The following is a 16409-nucleotide window of genomic DNA, read 5'->3' on the forward strand; positions in this document are numbered from 1 at the left end:
ACTTCGAAGACCATGTTGAACGGCGTTTCGGTCGCCTTGCGGAAATGCGAATAACCCGCATCCATGGCAACCTTGCGCAGTTTCAGCTCGCCGGCTTGCGCGCCCAGACCTAGCCCGACTTCCTGCGACAGCGAGGCCGGTGTACAGATCATCGTTGAAGCCCCGTAGTAGACGCGGCCGACCGGGTTGAGATTGTCCTTCAAGCAATCATGCGCAAAGGGCTCGACGATCATCCAGGTGCCGTCATCGGCGAGGGTTTCCTTGATATGTTTGCCGGCACCGACGGGATCGCCCATGTCGTGCAGGCAATCGAACATCGCCACAAGATCGTAGTCGGCAGCCGGGAAGTCCTTGGCGGTCGCCTGTTCGAACGTGATACGGCCCGCAACGCCTGCCTCCTGCGCCGCAGCTTTTGCTCGTTCGATGGACGGGAGATGGTAGTCGAAGCCGAAGAAGGTCGAGTTCGGATAGGCTTCTGCCATCAGAATGGTCGAGGCGCCGTGGCCACAGCCGACATCGGCGACAATTGCGCCGGCCTCGAGCTTTTCCTGCATGCCGTCGAGCGCCGGTATCCATTCCGGAATGAGATGGCTGTTGTAGCCAGGCCGGAAAAAACGCTCGGTGCCGCGGAACAGACAGGCGCTATGCTCATGCCAGCCAAGGCCGCTGCCGGTCTTGAAGGCGTTGACGACCTTCGGCTCGTCGATCCACATGGATTGAACGACATCGAAAGCGCCCGCGAAGAAGGCAGGGCTGTTTTCCTCCGCGAATACCATTGCCTGTTCCGGTGTCAGGTAGAAACGCTCGGTCTTGTCGTCATAACTGACATAGTCGGCGGCTGCCTGAGCTGACAGCCATTCGCGCACATAGCGCTCTTTCACACCGACTTTATCGGCCAAGTCAGCCGAAGTTCTCGGCGTTCCATCCGCCATAGCCTTGAAGAGGCCCAAATGATCTCCGAGTGTCACCAACACACCTGAGACCGCCGCGCCGAGATCGCCGACCAGGCGCCCGACAAGGGTATCGAGTTTCTGCATATCAGGTTCGCGCATGACATCCTCCCATCAGAATTGATGCAGCGTTCCATTGCGATGTATTCGAATGGGGAAGGATACTCCCCGGCCGGATGACAGGCAATTACGCCATCCGGCTGAACAGACTCAGTGCAGTCCTGAGGGCAGGCGCAACCTATTGATGCAATGTGCTATTTTGGAGGTTCACAAGCTGCTGGAGCGTCTCAGCCGGCACGCGCCAGCTCCTTTTCCAGAACCGAGAGCAGGCGTGGATCGTCGGCCGTTACGTCGGGCGCGAAGCGGGCGGCAACTTTGCCGTCGCGGCCGATGAGGAATTTTTCGAAATTCCAGACGATGCCGCCATCCTGTCCGGTTTCGAGACCGTGCTTTGCCAGGCGCTCGCGCATCGGCCCGTCGCCTGTTGTCTCGACGCCCGAGGCAATGAGATTGTTGTAGAGCGGATGGCGCTCTTCGCCTGTCACGGCGATCTTGGAGAACATTGGGAACTGGACGTCGTAGGTCAGGGTGCAGAAATTCAGGATTTCCTTGTCGCTGCCGGGCTCTTGGCCCTTGAAGTCATTAGCCGGGAAGCCGGCGATGACCAGACCTTCGCCGCGCTTTTCCTCATACAGCTTTTCCAGGCCTTCGTACTGCACCGTCAGGCCGCATTTGGATGCGACGTTGACGACCATGATGACCTTGCCGCGATAGTCGGCGAGCGTCGTATCGCTGCCGTCGATCCTCTTTACCGGAATATCGAGCACGCTATCGGTCATATCATTCAACTCCGTTGAGATGGAAAACAGGATGCCGATATTTGCCCGGATTTTGACCGCGTCAAGGCCAGAAACCGGCTTAAGCGGCTTCTTCCATCCGCACCAGATGGCCGCTGGACACTTCGCGATACTGTCGCGCGGGTGGTTGATATCCGACCGGGCGCACCGGGCTCTTCAATTCGTCGACGGCGAGATTGCGCTGGATGCCGCGCCGCGCCGGGTCCGGCACCGGAACGGCGGCCATCAGCTTCTTCGTATAGGGGTGCTGCGGATTTTCGAATACGGAGGCGCGCGGGCCGATCTCGACGATTTCGCCGAGATACATGACGGCAACGCGGTGGCTGACACGTTCGACCACGGCCATGTCGTGCGAGATGAAGAGATAGGAGAGGTTGAGGCTCTGCTGCAGATCCATCAGCAGATTGCAGACCTGCGCCTTGATCGACACGTCGAGCGCCGAGACGCTTTCGTCGGCGACGATCACTTTCGGATCAAGGGCGAGCGCGCGGGCGATGCAGATGCGCTGGCGCTGGCCGCCGGAGAATTCATGCGGATAGCGGCTCATCATATCGGCCTTCAGGCCGACGCGTTCCAGAAGATCGGCCGCCTTCTCCCGGGCTTCGGCGCGCGTGCCCAAGCGATGCTCAATGAAGGGTTCGGCAACCGCGGCGCCGATCGTCATGCGCGGATTGAGGCTCGCGAAGGGGTCCTGGAAGATCATCTGGATACTGCGGCGCATCCGGCGCAGATCGAGGGTATTGAGCTTCATCACGTCATAGCCGTCGAGGCGAACCTCGCCGGACTTGGGGTTGATAAGGCGCATGATGGAACGCCCGGTCGTCGACTTTCCGCAGCCGGATTCTCCGACTAGCGACAGCGTTTCCCCCTGGGCGAGATCGAAGGAGACATTCTCGACGGCATGGATGGCGCCCGTCGGACGGGCGAGCAGACCGCCGCGAAGATCGAAGCGGGTGACGAGATTCTTCACCTCGAGCACCGGTGTCTTGCGGTGATCGATGGTATCGGCGAGCGCCTTCGGTTCGCTGCGTTCACCGGTGCTCGCGTCGACAATCGGGAAGCGCAGCGGTTGCGGCTGGTCCTTCATCGAACCGAGGCGCGGCACGGCTGACAGCAGGGCGCGGGTATAGGGGTGCTGGCCGCGATGGAAGATATCGTCGGTCTTGCCGGTCTCGACCGCCTCGCCGCGATACATGACGATGGTGCGCTCGGATATCTCGGCGACGACGCCCATATCATGGGTGATGAAGAGGACGGACATGCCTTCCTCTTCCTGCAGCACCTTGATGAGGTCGAGGATCTGCCCTTGGATCGTCACGTCGAGCGCGGTTGTCGGCTCGTCGGCGATCAGCAGTTTCGGGCGGCTGGCAAGCGCCATCGCGATCATGACTCGCTGACGCATGCCGCCGGAAAACTGGTGCGGATATTCGTCGAAGCGCGAGGATGCATTGGGGATACGCACTTTTTCCAGGAGGCGGATCGTTTCCGCCTTCGCCTCGGCCTTCGAGATATTGCCATGGCAGGTCAGTGCCTCGGAAATCTGCCGGCCGATGGTGAAGATCGGATTGAGAGAAGTCATCGGCTCCTGAAAGATCATCGCCACATCCTTGCCGCGCACCTTGCGCATTTCGGTTTCCGGCAACGTCAGAAGATCGCGGCCGTTGAGCCTGACTACGCCTTCGATGCGGCTGCTGGCCCTGGCGAGCAGCCGCATGATCGAGAGCGAGGTCACGCTCTTGCCGGAACCGCTTTCGCCGACGATGGCGACTGTTTCACCCGGCATGACGTCGAAGGAGATGTCCTTGACGACCGTGCGCCACTCGCCATCGACGAGAAACGACGTGGTGAGATCGGAGACAGAAAGAACAGGCTGGGTGCCAGGATTGGTCATCTGCGCTGCAACGGTCGGCATGAAGTTCCCTTTTATGATTTTACCATTGGCCGAGCTTCAATCGAAGGTGTTCACGATGGGGCTGCCATGGTGGCATGGGAAGCCGAGGGCCGGCCTTCGGCAATTCTCCCGGCTTCGAGTGCGGCAATCTTTTCGTCGATCTCGCGCCGGTCGGTCATGCCACTGGGGTTCTGGCGCGTCGGCATGGTTTCGGCGACATGGAGATAACGCTCCTGCGCGACCGCATAGAGCCGTTCGAGCTCGGTGAGTGGATCGGCACTGTCGTCGACGCGAATGTTCAACCAGGCATAATCCTGGTCGCGGTGGATGACGAGTGCCGCCGACTGCTTGCCACGCTTATCCCCGCCAGCGTCTTCGCCGGCGCGCATCGCTTCGAGCAACCGTTCCGCAAGGGGCTTGCCCGCGGTTTTCTTGAAGGTCGCAAGCGTTTCAGCAATCACCTGTGGCCCTGCCAGCATGTTGCCGGCGACCGACACATTGTCGTCGACCAGATGGCCGGCCCAGTCGATGCACTTGGCCCCGGTAAAGGCGGCGTTGGCGCCCTTGCTGCCGATCAGGTGAAACTGCCGCTGCTCGCGGCCTTCGTCGCGAGCGCTCAGCGCCTCAACGATTTCGCCAGGCGCATGACCTGCTGCCAGCATGGCCAGTCCGTCGATACCGTAAAGCGGGCTGGCAAAGGCCTGCGTCGCAACCGCGCCGATGCCGCCGCGAATATGCGGCACGATGCTGCCGACGGCAAAGAAGCGGGTGGCGACGGCGATAGCAAGATTTCCGGTTTCCGGCTCTCGTGCAACGATCGACCAGGTCATCGGCTCTACCTCCCAACGGCGTAGGCTTGCATCAAACGCGGAGTTGCCGCAGCGCGTAAGAGGCCGTCGGCATCGCGGCGCGCTGCGGTGAGGCGACCCACGGTCCATTCCGGCGCGACGGTCAACTGATGGCCTTTCTTGCGGAGCGCATCGAGGACATCGGCGCTGAAATTCGCCTCCGCCGTCAGGCCGCCCGGCTCACGCGTGCGCGGATAGAAGGAGCTCGGGAAATGCGTGCTATGGAACAGCGGCTTGTCGATCGCCTCCTGCAGGTTCAGCCCGTGATGAACATAGCGCAGGAAGAAGGAAAGCTGCCACTGCTCCTGCTGATCGCCGCCGGGCGTGCCGAAGGCAAGCGTCGGACGCCCCTCATGCAGTGCCATTGTCGGGGTCAGCGTCGTGCGCGGCCTCTTGCCTGGCGCAAGCGAGGAGGGCAGGCCCGGCTGCAGCCAGAACATCTGCGCGCGCGAATTCAGGCAGAAGCCGAGGCCGGGAATGATCGGCGAGGATTGCAGCCAGCCGCCGGATGGCGTCACCGAAACCATGTTGCCCTCTCGGTCGATGACGTCGATATGCACGGTATCGCCGCGCTTCTCGGTCAAATGCGACATTGTCGGCTCATAGACCGCACCGCTCTTGGCTCCCGGCGCATCGAGCATCTGCATGGTGAGATCATACTGGCTTTCGAAACCGGCAAGCTTGCCGGGGCGCAAGGCAAGCGACGCCTCGGACGAAATTAGCCGGCGGCGCTCGTCGGCATAGGCATCCGACAGCAGGGTTTCGAGCGGTACATTCGTGAAATTCGGATCGCCGTAATAGACCTCGCGGTCGGCAAAGGCGAGTTTCATCGCTTCCGTGACGGTATGGACGAAATCGGCGCCTGCGGGGTTCATCGCGGCCAGATCGAAACCCTTTAGCAGTGCCAACGTTTGGAGGAAGACGGGTCCCTGGCCCCACGGACCGATCTTGGCGACCGTCCAGCCGTGATAGTCATAGGTCAGCGGCTCTTCGATCGTAGCCTGCCAATTGGCCATGTCATCCGCAGTCAACACTCCCTTGTGGCGGGTGCCGCTCGCATCCATGACCTCGGTCTTGCTGACATAGCTGTCGATCGCTTCAGCGACGAAGCCGCGGTAATAGGCATCGCGTGCGGCTTCGATCTGCGCTTCGCGATCGCTCTTGCTTTCCGCCTCGGCGACGACCCGCTTCCAGGTTTCGGCAAGAACCGGGTTCTTGAAGTTGGACCAGGGTTCGGGGGCGGCACCGCCGGGAAGCCAGGTGTCGTAGGAGGTCGGCCATTCCTTGCGATAGAAATCGGCAAGACCTGCGATGGTGGCGGAGACGCGCGGCAGGACGGGATGGCCTTTTTCGGCATAGTGGATCGCCGGTTCCAGCACGTCGCGAACGGTCAGCCGGCCGTAATCGCACAGCATCAGCATCCAGCCGTCGAAGGAGCCGGGAATGACGGTAGCGAGCAGGCCATCGCCGGGGATGAGCTTCAGCCCCTCCCGCGTGTAATGTTCGATCGTTGCGCCGGCTGGCGCTGGCCCCTGGGCGCAGATGACCTCGACCTTGTCCTTCTTCTTCGAATAGAGGATGGCGGGCATGTCGCCGCCCGGCCCGCAGAGATGCGGCTCGACAATCTGCAGCACGAAGCCCGTGGCAACGGCGGCATCGAAGGCATTGCCGCCCTTTTCGAGAATGCTCATGCCGACGGCCGATGCGATCCAGTGCGTCGACGTGACGACGCCGAAGGTGCCGAGGATTTCAGGACGGGTGGTGAATGCGGTCATTGGGGCATCCTTTTTGTGTTTATTTATGCTTCGCGCGGGTCGAGCGCATCGCGCAAGCCGTCGCCGAGGAGATTGAAGCCGATCACGACGAGAAAAATGGCGGCACCCGGCCACATGGCCATCCAGGGCGCCTGTTCGAGATAATTCTTGGCGACGTTGAGCATCGAACCCCAGCTCGGGGCAGGCGGCTGCTGGCCGAGGCCGAGGAAGGAAAGGCTGGCCTCGGCGATGATGGCGGTCGCGATGGTGAGTGTTGCCTGGACGAGGATCGGAGCAAAGACGTTCGGCAGGATATAACGGGTGATGATGCTGAAATGGCGCAAGCCGATCGATCGGGCGCCCTCGACGTAATCCTCCGTCTTGACCGCCAGCACTTGGCCGCGTGTCAACCGTACGAAAACGGGCGTTGCCGAAAGCCCGATGGCGATCATCGCATTGGTGAGGCTCGGACCGAGGAAGGCGGCAAGCGCAATGGCGGTGATGAGGAAAGGCATCGCCAGGAAGGCCTCGGTGATGCGCGAGACGATCTGATCGATCCAGCCGCCATAGTAGCCCGACATCAGGCCCAAAGGCACACCGATCGCAACCGCGATGGCAACCGAGAAGACGCCGGCCATCAAGGACGCCCGCGCGCCCCAGATCATGCGGGAGAGAATGTCCCGGCCGAGATCGTCGGTGCCGAGCCAGTGCGCGGCCGATGGTGCTTTGCGGATCGCAGACCAGCTGGTTGCGACCGGATCGGGGATCGGCAGGAGCGGTGCAAGCGCAGCAAGTGCGGTAAAGAACAGGATGATCGCAAGTCCGACCAGTGCCCCCTTGTTGGCTCGCAGCTTGCGCCAGGCCCGGTTGGGAGCACGCTTGACCGAGGCACTTGCGGCAGTCACCTGAACGATCGTGCTCATAGGGCCGCCCTCATGCGTGGATTGAGGAGGACGTAGAGAATATCGGCAATGAGGTTCATGGCGATGAAGCCGACGGCGGTGCAGAGCACCACGCCCTGGACGACGGCGTAATCCCGGTTGAAGACAGCATCGACAATCAGCTTGCCGAAGCCGGGAATAGTGAATATCTGCTCGGTCAGAACGGCACCGGCCAGGAGCTCTCCGAACAGCAGAGCGCTGACTGTCACGACCGGCAGGATGGCGTTGCGGAAGCTGTGCTGCAGCACGACGGCCGTTTCCGGCAGGCCCTTGGCGCGGGCCGTGCGGATATAGTCGGCACTGAGCACACTCAGCATCGACGAACGCGTGTGGCGCATCAAGGTGGCTGCCAGTGCATTGCCGAGCACGAAGGACGGCATCAGCATCGTCTGGATCGAGCGCCATGGATCTTCGAAGAAAGGTTGGTATCCCGAAGCCGGCAACCAATGCAGCTTCACCGAGACCAGCAGGATCAGCATGATGCCGAGCCAGAAGTTCGGCACCGACAGGCCGCACAGGGCAACGATATTGGCAAGAAAATCGATGAAGGTATTTTTCTTCACCGCCGCCAAAATGCCCATGGGAATGCCGATGGCAAAAGCGAAGATCATCGACATCACGGCAAGCTGAATGGTGACCGGCAGTTTTTCGGCAACGAGCGTCAGCACCGGCTGATTGGTGCGCAGCGAAACGCCGAGATCACCCCTGGCGACGCCCTGCAGCCAGTAGCCATATTGATAGATGACTGGGTCGTTCAGGCGATATTTCTCGCGAAGCAGCTCCAGGACCTGCGGATCGCGCTCCTCGCCGGCCATGGCAAGCACAGGATCGCCGGGCAGAAGCTTCTGCAGCGAGAAGACGAAGATCGAAATGATCAGCAGCGTCGGTATCGCGACGAGCAGCCTCTTTCCGATATAGCTATACATGGGCAGATCCTTGCCGCGATGTCGAATATGAAAGGGCCATGCAGGAAGGAGCCCGCATGGCGCTAGTCGCTCAGCTATTCTTCTTCACGCCAACGAGACGGATCATGCCATCCGGGGAGGGCACGAAGCCAGATACCTTCTTGTTGTAGGCCCAGATCCAGGCCTGATGCCCGAGGAAAATGATCGGCAGGTCCTGGCTGAGGATCGCCTCTGCAGCGTCGTATTTCTGCTTGCGTACGGCGTTGTCCTGCGACTGGCGCGCCTCCAGCAGCAGCTTATCGACTTCCGGATTGCTGTATTTGGAATCGTTGAGGCCGGCGCCTGTCGTGACGAACTGCTGGATGTTGCCATCCGGATCGGAGCGGCCGGACCAGTCGGATCGGCTGAGCTGGTAATTGCCGCTCGACTGCGCGTCTAGCAGGGTTGCGAATTCAGTCGTCTTCAGCGTCACGTCGAAGCCGGCTTCGGCAACCATCGACTGGATGATTTGCATCATCTGCATCGATACGGGATTGTTGGCGACGGCGAGCTCGACCGGGATGCGGTCGAAACCGGCTTCCTTGACCAGGGCCTTGGCCTTGTCGATATCGCGAGCGGGCACCGGAATATCCTTGTCGAACCAGGGGCTGTTCGGTGCGAACGGCTGATTGCCGGCAAGTCCGGTGCCGTCGAAGACGATCTGCATGGCGGCTTCGCGGTCGATCGCCAGTGAGAAAGCCTGGCGCAGGCGCTTGTCCTTTCCCATCGGATTGTCGGCGCGCGCACCATTGCCGACATTGGCGTAGACGCCAAGCCAGCCGGTGCCGACAGCATCGGCGTAGACGAGATTGGGATCGCCCTTGACCGTGCCGGCATCGGAGGCTGCGACACGCTCGATCATGTCGAGATCGCCGGAGCGCAGGTTAGCGAGGCGCACCGTCGTATCGGGGATTGGCAGATAGGTCACCTTGTCGATGAAGATCTTGTCCTTGTTCCAGTAGTCCTGGAATTTTTCGAGCACGATACGGTCCTGCTGCACGCGCTCGACGAATTTGAACGGGCCGGAGCAGACCGGATGATCGCCGAATTTGGCACCGGCAGCCTTTGCCGCCGTCGGTGAAACCATCATGCCGGAGCGGTCGGAAAGCTGGGCAAGCAGCGTGACGTCAGGTGCCTTCAGGGTGAAGGTGGCTTCGTATTCGCCTGATGCTTCGACCTTGGCGACAGAGGAAAGCTCACTCTTGCGGCGTGATTCCGGCATGGTCTGGTAGCGCTGGATGTTGTCGATGACGGCTTGCGCATTGAACGGCGTCCCGTCCTGGAATTTCACGCCCTGGCGCAGCTCCATGACGAGCTGCTTGCCATCGGCGGACCATTTCCAGGATGTGGCAAGCTGCGGCACGAATTGCAGGTCCGGCGTTATATCGACGAGCTTGTCGCAGAGTGCGGTATAGACGATGCGGCCGACGAAGGTGCGCGATTGCGCGGGGTCCAGCGCATCGGCATCGTCCTGCAGGCCGATCTTGAGTTCGACGGCTAGGGACGGCAGCGCGATCAGGGCGCCGGCGGCAAGCGATGCCAGGAATTGGGCGATCTTCATTCTGTTCTCCTGTTTATCGTTTTCGTTCTTTGCAGTCTCGACCGGTTTCCTCTCCGGTCATCGTGGGCGAGCCCGCTTTTGGGTCAGCCCACCTCCTCAGTCAGTGGCTCCTCAGCTTGGCGCGCATCCAGCGAGGTGATGCGGATCAGGCTTTCCTGCAACATCAGCAGATGTTCGCGCATGGCTTCGGCCGCCTTCATCGGGTTGCGTGCGGCAATGGCGTCGATAATCGTCCTATGCTGGGCGTAGGAGACCGGGCGGGTCTTGTTGATGCTGCGGGCCAATTCGCGAATGGTTTGCCAGGCTTCGTCTTGGCGGACATGATTGATGACGTCGAAAATCGTCAGGAAGAACTGGTTGCCGGCGCTCTGTGCGATCAGCCGATGCAACGCGCCATCCCAGAGTTCGCGGCTGTCGGCATCGTCGCTGGCGGTGATCTTCTTAGCCAGCTCATACATGCGGTCGATGTCATCGGGTTTGGCGCGCATGGCGGCGAGTTGTGCCAGTTGCGGCTCGATGCGCAAACGGACTTCCATGACCTCCATGAGATCCGTGCTGGCCACAAGCGTGCTGACATGCTGGCTCCAATCGTCCGGGCGCTGCCCGACATAGGTTCCGGACCCCTGGCGTCGCCAGACGCGTCCTTCTGCTTCCAGCACCTCAAGCGCCCGCCTGATCGCACGCCGGCTGACACCCAGCGTCTCCGATAGAGCCCGCTCAGTCGGCAGTTTTCCGTCAGCCGGGAGATCGGCCGAATTCAAAAGCCCACGGAGCCTCTCCAAGGCATAAACCGAATTCTCCGGAAGGCCGTCGATTGCCATATTGAGAGGTGAACCAATTTGAAATTGGTCCAATAGAAGTTGAACTCGATCGCCTCGTCAAGCGCTTTTTTGTGCAATTTTGGCAATGCACAATGTTTGTGCGCGATGCAGGCGAGCCGCAAAAAACGAGTCGCCTTCTTGAGATGACGGATCAACGATGCCGCTCTTGCGGTTCTTTGACTTGAGCCTCAGCGGCCTATGGCGCGCGCAGAAATCGCCGTCTCGGGCGTGAAGTCGAAATCCTTGTCGAATGGATAGGTCGGCTTGGTCTTGCGCAGGCGCGGCAGGCGTTCGACGAACTGATCGACGACACCGGGGGACAGAGCCATCAGGTTCGGGTTGGCGATCGGCGCCAGCTCGGGCGAGAGGTAGCCGGATTTGACGACGATGATCTTTGCCTTGTGCGGATCGAGGCCAAGGCGGGTGAAATCGGCAATATTATGATAGGGGCGACGCTTGGCCGACAGCACAAGGTCGATGCCGCCGATGGAGACGACAGCCTGTCTGTCGCTCGCTTCCGTAGTGTCCAGCAAATGTTTGACGGTGAAGTTGCCTCGTACCGGCTTGCTGCCCTTGGTGTCGAGCGATGCGCCGACCGAGAGATCGAGGGTGGCGCCCAGGCCAGCGGCGTAGCAGGCTTCCGTGGCGGCCTTGTCGGCGATGCCGGCGAAAATGACGCCTTGTGCTTTCTTGGCAATCAGTGCCGCCAGCACATCGGCGCGGTCACCGACGCCGCCGCCCGTCGGATTATCTCCAGATTCCGCCAGAACCACGGGCGCGGTCGTGCTGGCGATTGCCTTGGCGACGCATTCCTCGATCGAGCCAGTCTCCGAGCCGAAAACGAAATCCTTGCGCACGTCCCAATAGGCCTGCGCCAGGCGTTTTGCTTCCCGCTCAAGCACGGCGCGATCCGTGCCGGTCATGATGGCGGCAGCGGTAGCGCGCGGCTCGTCGGCCCAAACATAGCCGACCATCAAGGAGGCGTCCCACACGCCGTCGATGGCGTCGATGCCGGGCAGCCTATCGTAAAGGCTCTTGGCCGGCTCATCGACCGTGCTGGTGCGTTCGCCCGGCAGCACCACAGGGATCGGCGCCCAAAGCAGGATGGGTTTTACACCGGTCTTCAGGCTTTCCATCAGCATCTTCACGGCGCGGCGCATGGTTTCCTCGACATCGATATGCGGCGCGGTGCGATAGGTTGAGTACATGTCGAGCGCATCGATGATGCGCTGGGTGACATTGCCGTGCAGGTCGTAGCTGGCGGAGACCGTGCAATCCTCACCGACGATGGCGCGAGCCGCACTGATCCAGTCACCCTCGGCGTCTTCCATGCCTTCGACATACATGGCGCCGTGCATGGCGAGATAGAGCCCATCGAGCGGCAGCAGCGCCTTCAGCCCTTCCAGAAACTCTGTCTTGAAGGCCTCATAGGTATGGCGGGCAACGGGGCCGCCCGCGATGGCTCTGGCGTGGATGGTCGGCAGGAACTCGCCGTCGTAATCCCTAAGAAAGGCGAAATAGGGCGAGGCAGTCAGCTCCGCGCCGCGCAGGACGCGAAAGTCCTTCTCTTCGTTCAGGACGGGATTGTAGGTGCTGCATTCGATGTGAATGCCTCCGACGGCAATGCGCATGGGAACCTCAATAGGGGTTGGGACCAATCAGGAAATTATGGGCGGCAATGCTGGCCGCGCCCCGTGCCCAAACATCGCCATCGACACGCTGCGTGCGGATCGGCGTCTGGCCGGCATAGCGCGGCAATACATTGCCCTCGACCGCCTGCCGCATGACAGTGCCGAACAGGCCATCAAACCGGCCTTCGACATGGGTAATCAGGATCAGGCCGGGATCGTTGAACTGGATGAGATGCGCAATCGCAAGCCCCAGTGCGCTGCCCGCGCGATGCAGAATGCGGATCGCCGCGGCATTGCCGAGTGATGCCTCCGTTTCCAGAGCGTCGAGGGATTGGCAGGCGAGACCTTCCGCCTTTGCCATTTCCTTGATCGCCTTCAGTGAGGCTACGGTATCGAGACAGCCGCGCTTGCCGCAGCGGCAGGGCGCACCATTGGGCTCGATCGTGCAATGAGCGATTTCGCCGGCGCCGCCATGATTGCCGCGATAGAGTTTGCCGCCGACGAAATGGGCGCAGCCGATGCCGTCATCGAAGGAAACGACGCTGAAATTCTGCACGTCGCGGGCGCCGCCGAACAGCTTTTCGCTGACGGCGACCGCCTTGGCGTCGTTTTCGATAAATGTGGCTATGCCGGTCTTCTGCCTGATGATACCGGCAAGCGGCACGTCCTGCCAGCCGAGTAGCGTGGATTTGACGCAGTTCGCCTGCTTTTCATCGACGAAACCGGAGAGCGCAATACCAAGGCCGGAAAGCTTTCGTCCGGCATCTTTGCATTCGGCAAGCAATTTCGGCAGCGTGTCGGCGATCATCGCGGCGATGACGTCAGGATCACGCGACAGTGGCATCGTCTGGCGAGCGACGATATTGCCGTTGAAATCGCTGAGTACCAGCGGCGCCGGGTCTTCGAGCAGCGAAATACCGCCGAAGAAGGCGCCTTTCGGATGCAGGTCCAGCAGGATCGACGGGCGGCCCTGTCCGTAGATCGTTTCCGTCTCCCGCAAGACGCCGAGGGAAATCAGATCGCGCGCAATCCCGCTCATCGCAGCCTTGCTCAGCCCCATGGAGGCTGCCAGAACCGTGCGGCTGGAAGGGCCTGATTGGCTGATGACCCGTAAAAGCTGCTGCTGGGAGGACGTTAGCAATTCGACGTTCCGCCTGGATTTTGCCTGTTTTGCGGAGAATAAGTTCAGAAAATAAACAAAGCAACCATATTTAGTTTTATTGCAGGCCTAATCATGCCGTACCGCAATATATTGGAAGAGCGCATCGATTTGCTCGACCTGTTTTGTGAATGACGGCAGTCCAGGCGCCGTCTTGGGGCGATTTCGCGAAACATGTTCGCGTTTAAATAGTTGACATCGACCTGTATCAATATGCAAAGCTTATCATAACGATTCAGCCGGTGCTCGCCCGCAATCGTCTCGTCCCTAGACTTTGATCCCACAAGCTAAGCGCTCGACCATGGCCGTTATAGCGGCATGTGCATGTTTCGATCCCGGGTGCCGCAGTCAGAAAGGAATGCCATGTCCAGCACGGTCGATCGTTCGAGACGCCCGTTGGTCATCGTCTCGATCATGCTTGCGACCTTCATGGTCGCCATCGAAGCGACTATCGTCGCGACCGCCATGCCGCGCATCGTCGGCCAGCTCGGCGGCTTCACCTATTATAGCTGGGTCTTCTCCGCCTTTCTGCTGGCGCAATCCACCACCACCGTCATCTATGGCAAGCTTTCCGATATTTTCGGCCGCAAGCCGATGCTGATCGGCGGCATCATCATCTTTCTCATAGGCTCGACGCTCGCCGGTTTCGCCTGGTCGATGGCGTCCCTTATCGTCTTCAGGCTGCTGCAGGGCCTCGGCGCGGGTGCAATTCAGCCTGTCACGATGACCGTCGTCGGCGATCTCTACAAGCTGGAAGAGCGCGCCAAGGTGCAGGGTGCACTTGCCAGCGTCTGGGCGATCTCGGCCGTCATTGGTCCGCTTGCCGGCGGCATCATCGTCGACAATCTCTCCTGGGCCTGGATTTTCTGGATCAACCTGCCGCTTGGCGTGCTCGCCATCGCCGGGTTCATCCTCTTCCTGCACGAGTCGGTTACCCCGCGTGAGGCGAAGATCGATTACCTTGGCACGGTCCTGTTTTCGATATCGATCGTGTCGCTGCTCGTCATCCTGACGGAGACCGATGCGGGCTTCGCCGTTCTCTGTCCCCTGGCGATCGTCTTTATCGTTACCGGCATCCTGTTCCTGTGGCAGGAGCGGCGAGCGCCGGAGCCGATCATTTCGATCGCTCTCTGGAGCAGGCGGCTGATTGCGACCAGCAATGCCGCCACCTTGCTTGCCGGCATGGCGCTGATCGGCCTGACGACCGTTCTGCCGATCTATGTTCAGGGTGTCCTTGGCCGCTCGCCGCTGGAGGCCGGCTTTACGCTCACCATGCTGATTGTCGGCTGGCCGCTGGCCGTGATGCTGGCGAGCCGGTTCTTCCGCACCTTCGGCATCCGCAACACGCTGCGCACGGGCAGTCTCATGTTTCCCTTCGGCTCGCTTTTCCTGCTGTTCCTGACGCCGGAGAGCAGCCCGGTGATCGCCGGCATCGGCTCATTCCTGATGGGCTTCGGCATGGGCCTTATCAGCCTTACCAGTGTCGTGCTGGTGCAGGAAAGCGTCGAATGGTCGATGCGCGGCAGCGCCACTGCCTCGATCATCTTCTCGCGCAGCCTCGGCAATACGCTCGGCGCAACCGCGCTTGGTGCGATCATGAATGTCGGCATCGCGCATTACGGCAGCGGCGAGCTCGCAACCAGGCTGCACGACATCCTCAATCAGCCCAGCGGCCTTTCCGATCTCGGCACCGATCCCGCAATCAGAAGTGTTTTCGATGCGGCATTGCACTGGAGCTTCTGGGGTGTCGTCATCGTCGCCCTGACGACCTGCGTGACCATCTGGCTGATTCCGGTCACGCGAGATGCCGGTCGCGGGTCGTCGGCGCCCAAGGCGGATGCGCAGGAAGCCATGACCCATTAGCGCAAGGCCAGGGGGGCGGGGCAGGGCGTGATCTGTCAGAAGCCGTAGTCGCGCGCGAGCCAGGCTTCCAGCAGGTTTCGCGATGCTTTGATTGCGGCGTCCGTGTCCTGCGTGACGATGGCGTCGAGGATGGCCTTGTGGAGGGGGAGGGCGCGCTTTTGCCCTTCGGCTATGTCCTCATGCCCGGAAAGTGTGCGATTGGCGTAGATTCCGACGGCGATCAGATCGATCAGCTGCGAATAGATCATATTGTGTGTGGCGGCGAAGATCGCGGTATGGAAGCGCAAGTCGGCGTCGGCGTTGCTGTTGACGTCGCCGATGGTGGACGCCATCTCCTCGTAGGCGGAACTGATCGCGGCAATGTCGCTCTCGGTGCGGCGCAGCGCTGCGCGCGCCGTCGCCTCCGGTTCGAGCGCCAATCGCAGGTCCTTGATCGATCGCATGATTTCGACCGACGGGCCGGTCTCGTAATACCAGACCATGACATCCGTATCGAGATGATGCCAGTTGGAGCGCTCCTTGACGCGCGTGCCGACGCGGGTCTTGATCTCGACCAAACCCTTGCCGGCCAGGCACTTCATCGCTTCGCGGATAACGGTGCGGCTGATGCCGAATTGCTCGACCAGATCGGGCTCGTTCGGTAGCGTTGCCCCGACCGGATAGTCTCCGCCGACGATGCGGCGGCCGAGCTCGTGGACGAAATAGCCGAAGACGCCGCGCCGCGGGATCGTACCGTATTTTCGCACAAAGGCATCGAAGGGCGACTGCGTTACGATCAGTTTGGACTCCGGGGTAGCCCTAGAGGTCATTGCGTCCTGGCCATGTTTCATTATGCGGGACTCTCGTTCCTTATTGATGCGCCGTTCGAACAATCGTCAGCCTACGTCGATTTGTGAGGCTTTTTGCTGGTATCTCGGCCAGTTAGGGGCTGTTCCATATTGATGTTGTATCGATCCCATTGTTCTTCCCGCGGCATTTTCCAGTGAAAACCCTAGCATGTCTTACGTATGCATGCCTACTGGCACCGAGTTGATCGATCTGTTTACCAATTTGAACATGCTGATGCGTTTCGCTACGGGCCTATTGGGATCGGCAGCGGTATCGGCGCGGAGATCAAATTGCGCACCATCCGCTGAGCGAAACGTGATCGCTTAATCGATTGATGGGACGATTTCGACTATCGTAAACG

The 16409-nt window shown here is 60.7% G+C and carries 13 protein-coding genes; 1 reads left to right on the plus strand and 12 read right to left on the minus strand.

The genetic code is table 11. The features are described from left to right. The 11 genes from AC13RM_RS14645 to AC13RM_RS14695 form a co-directional block, all read right to left on the minus strand. Window positions 1-1052: class I SAM-dependent methyltransferase (locus AC13RM_RS14645; RefSeq protein WP_488555222.1), on the minus strand; the 1052-nt coding region annotated here is incomplete at its 3' end. Window positions 1053-1237: 185 nt separating this feature from the next. Beyond that, complete coding sequence (locus tag AC13RM_RS14650; RefSeq protein ID WP_440478395.1) at window positions 1238-1789, minus strand: glutathione peroxidase; 552 nt, start codon at window positions 1787-1789, stop codon at window positions 1238-1240. A 79-nt stretch (window positions 1790-1868) separates the two neighbouring features. Then, window positions 1869-3719 carry an ABC transporter ATP-binding protein gene (locus AC13RM_RS14655; protein ID WP_488555223.1) on the minus strand — a complete coding sequence of 617 codons (1851 nt, stop codon included), beginning with the start codon at window positions 3717-3719 and terminating at the stop codon, window positions 1869-1871. Window positions 3720-3769: 50 nt separating this feature from the next. Next, window positions 3770-4528: a DUF1028 domain-containing protein gene (locus tag AC13RM_RS14660; RefSeq protein ID WP_488555224.1), complete on the minus strand. Its 759-nt coding sequence runs from the start codon at window positions 4526-4528 to the stop codon at window positions 3770-3772. A 5-nt stretch (window positions 4529-4533) separates the two neighbouring features. Then, window positions 4534-6321, minus strand: coding sequence for a gamma-glutamyltransferase family protein (locus tag AC13RM_RS14665; RefSeq protein ID WP_440478392.1), 1788 nt, complete (start codon window positions 6319-6321; stop codon window positions 4534-4536). A gap of 23 nt (window positions 6322-6344) precedes the next feature. Then, window positions 6345-7223 carry an ABC transporter permease gene (locus AC13RM_RS14670; protein WP_440478391.1) on the minus strand — a complete coding sequence of 293 codons (879 nt, stop codon included), beginning with the start codon at window positions 7221-7223 and terminating at the stop codon, window positions 6345-6347. Continuing rightward, window positions 7220-8167 (minus strand): ABC transporter permease, encoded by a 948-nt coding sequence (locus AC13RM_RS14675; protein ID WP_440478390.1) that lies wholly within the window; start codon window positions 8165-8167, stop codon window positions 7220-7222. Before AC13RM_RS14675 ends, AC13RM_RS14670 begins: the two co-directional genes overlap by 4 nt. 70 nt (window positions 8168-8237) lie before the next feature. Next, window positions 8238-9746 (minus strand): ABC transporter substrate-binding protein, encoded by a 1509-nt coding sequence (locus tag AC13RM_RS14680; RefSeq protein WP_440478389.1) that lies wholly within the window; start codon window positions 9744-9746, stop codon window positions 8238-8240. Between the two features lie 83 nt (window positions 9747-9829). Then, window positions 9830-10567: a FadR/GntR family transcriptional regulator gene (locus AC13RM_RS14685; RefSeq protein ID WP_374819194.1), complete on the minus strand. Its 738-nt coding sequence runs from the start codon at window positions 10565-10567 to the stop codon at window positions 9830-9832. Between the two features lie 188 nt (window positions 10568-10755). Further along, window positions 10756-12198, minus strand: a complete 1443-nt coding sequence (locus AC13RM_RS14690) for a M81 family metallopeptidase (protein WP_374819196.1) — start codon at window positions 12196-12198, stop codon at window positions 10756-10758. 7 nt (window positions 12199-12205) lie between these two features. Then, window positions 12206-13339: an ROK family transcriptional regulator gene (locus tag AC13RM_RS14695; RefSeq protein WP_374819198.1), complete on the minus strand. Its 1134-nt coding sequence runs from the start codon at window positions 13337-13339 to the stop codon at window positions 12206-12208. Window positions 13340-13720: 381 nt separating this feature from the next. Between AC13RM_RS14695 and AC13RM_RS14700 the strand changes: the two genes are divergently transcribed. Beyond that, a complete protein-coding gene (locus AC13RM_RS14700) occupies window positions 13721-15220 on the plus strand; it encodes an MDR family MFS transporter (protein WP_113230975.1) in 1500 nt (499 codons plus the stop codon). A gap of 35 nt (window positions 15221-15255) precedes the next feature. Here the strand turns inward: AC13RM_RS14700 and AC13RM_RS14705 are convergent, their stop codons facing one another. Further along, window positions 15256-16050 (minus strand): FadR/GntR family transcriptional regulator, encoded by a 795-nt coding sequence (locus tag AC13RM_RS14705; protein ID WP_113230976.1) that lies wholly within the window; start codon window positions 16048-16050, stop codon window positions 15256-15258. Between the last annotated feature and the right edge of the window lie 359 nt (window positions 16051-16409).

The sequence above is a fragment of the Martinezella sp. CNPSo 3732 genome, from assembly GCF_057784515.1.

What these genes read in the sequence shown, in the direction of transcription:
- AC13RM_RS14680 (WP_440478389.1), bottom strand. Translation starts at nt 9,746, where the DNA reads ATGAAGATCGCCCAATTCCTGGCATCGCTTGCCGCCGGCGCCCTGATC.
- AC13RM_RS14655 (WP_488555223.1), bottom strand. Translation starts at nt 3,719, where the DNA reads ATGCCGACCGTTGCAGCGCAGATGACCAATCCTGGCACCCAGCCTGTT.
- AC13RM_RS14650 (WP_440478395.1), bottom strand. Translation starts at nt 1,789, where the DNA reads ATGACCGATAGCGTGCTCGATATTCCGGTAAAGAGGATCGACGGCAGC.
- AC13RM_RS14660 (WP_488555224.1), bottom strand. Translation starts at nt 4,528, where the DNA reads ATGACCTGGTCGATCGTTGCACGAGAGCCGGAAACCGGAAATCTTGCT.
- AC13RM_RS14665 (WP_440478392.1), bottom strand. Translation starts at nt 6,321, where the DNA reads ATGACCGCATTCACCACCCGTCCTGAAATCCTCGGCACCTTCGGCGTC.
- AC13RM_RS14675 (WP_440478390.1), bottom strand. Translation starts at nt 8,167, where the DNA reads ATGTATAGCTATATCGGAAAGAGGCTGCTCGTCGCGATACCGACGCTG.
- AC13RM_RS14700 (WP_113230975.1), top strand. Translation starts at nt 13,721, where the DNA reads ATGTCCAGCACGGTCGATCGTTCGAGACGCCCGTTGGTCATCGTCTCG.
- AC13RM_RS14690 (WP_374819196.1), bottom strand. Translation starts at nt 12,198, where the DNA reads ATGCGCATTGCCGTCGGAGGCATTCACATCGAATGCAGCACCTACAAT.
- AC13RM_RS14705 (WP_113230976.1), bottom strand. Translation starts at nt 16,050, where the DNA reads ATGAAACATGGCCAGGACGCAATGACCTCTAGGGCTACCCCGGAGTCC.
- AC13RM_RS14685 (WP_374819194.1), bottom strand. Translation starts at nt 10,567, where the DNA reads ATGGCAATCGACGGCCTTCCGGAGAATTCGGTTTATGCCTTGGAGAGG.
- AC13RM_RS14670 (WP_440478391.1), bottom strand. Translation starts at nt 7,223, where the DNA reads ATGAGCACGATCGTTCAGGTGACTGCCGCAAGTGCCTCGGTCAAGCGT.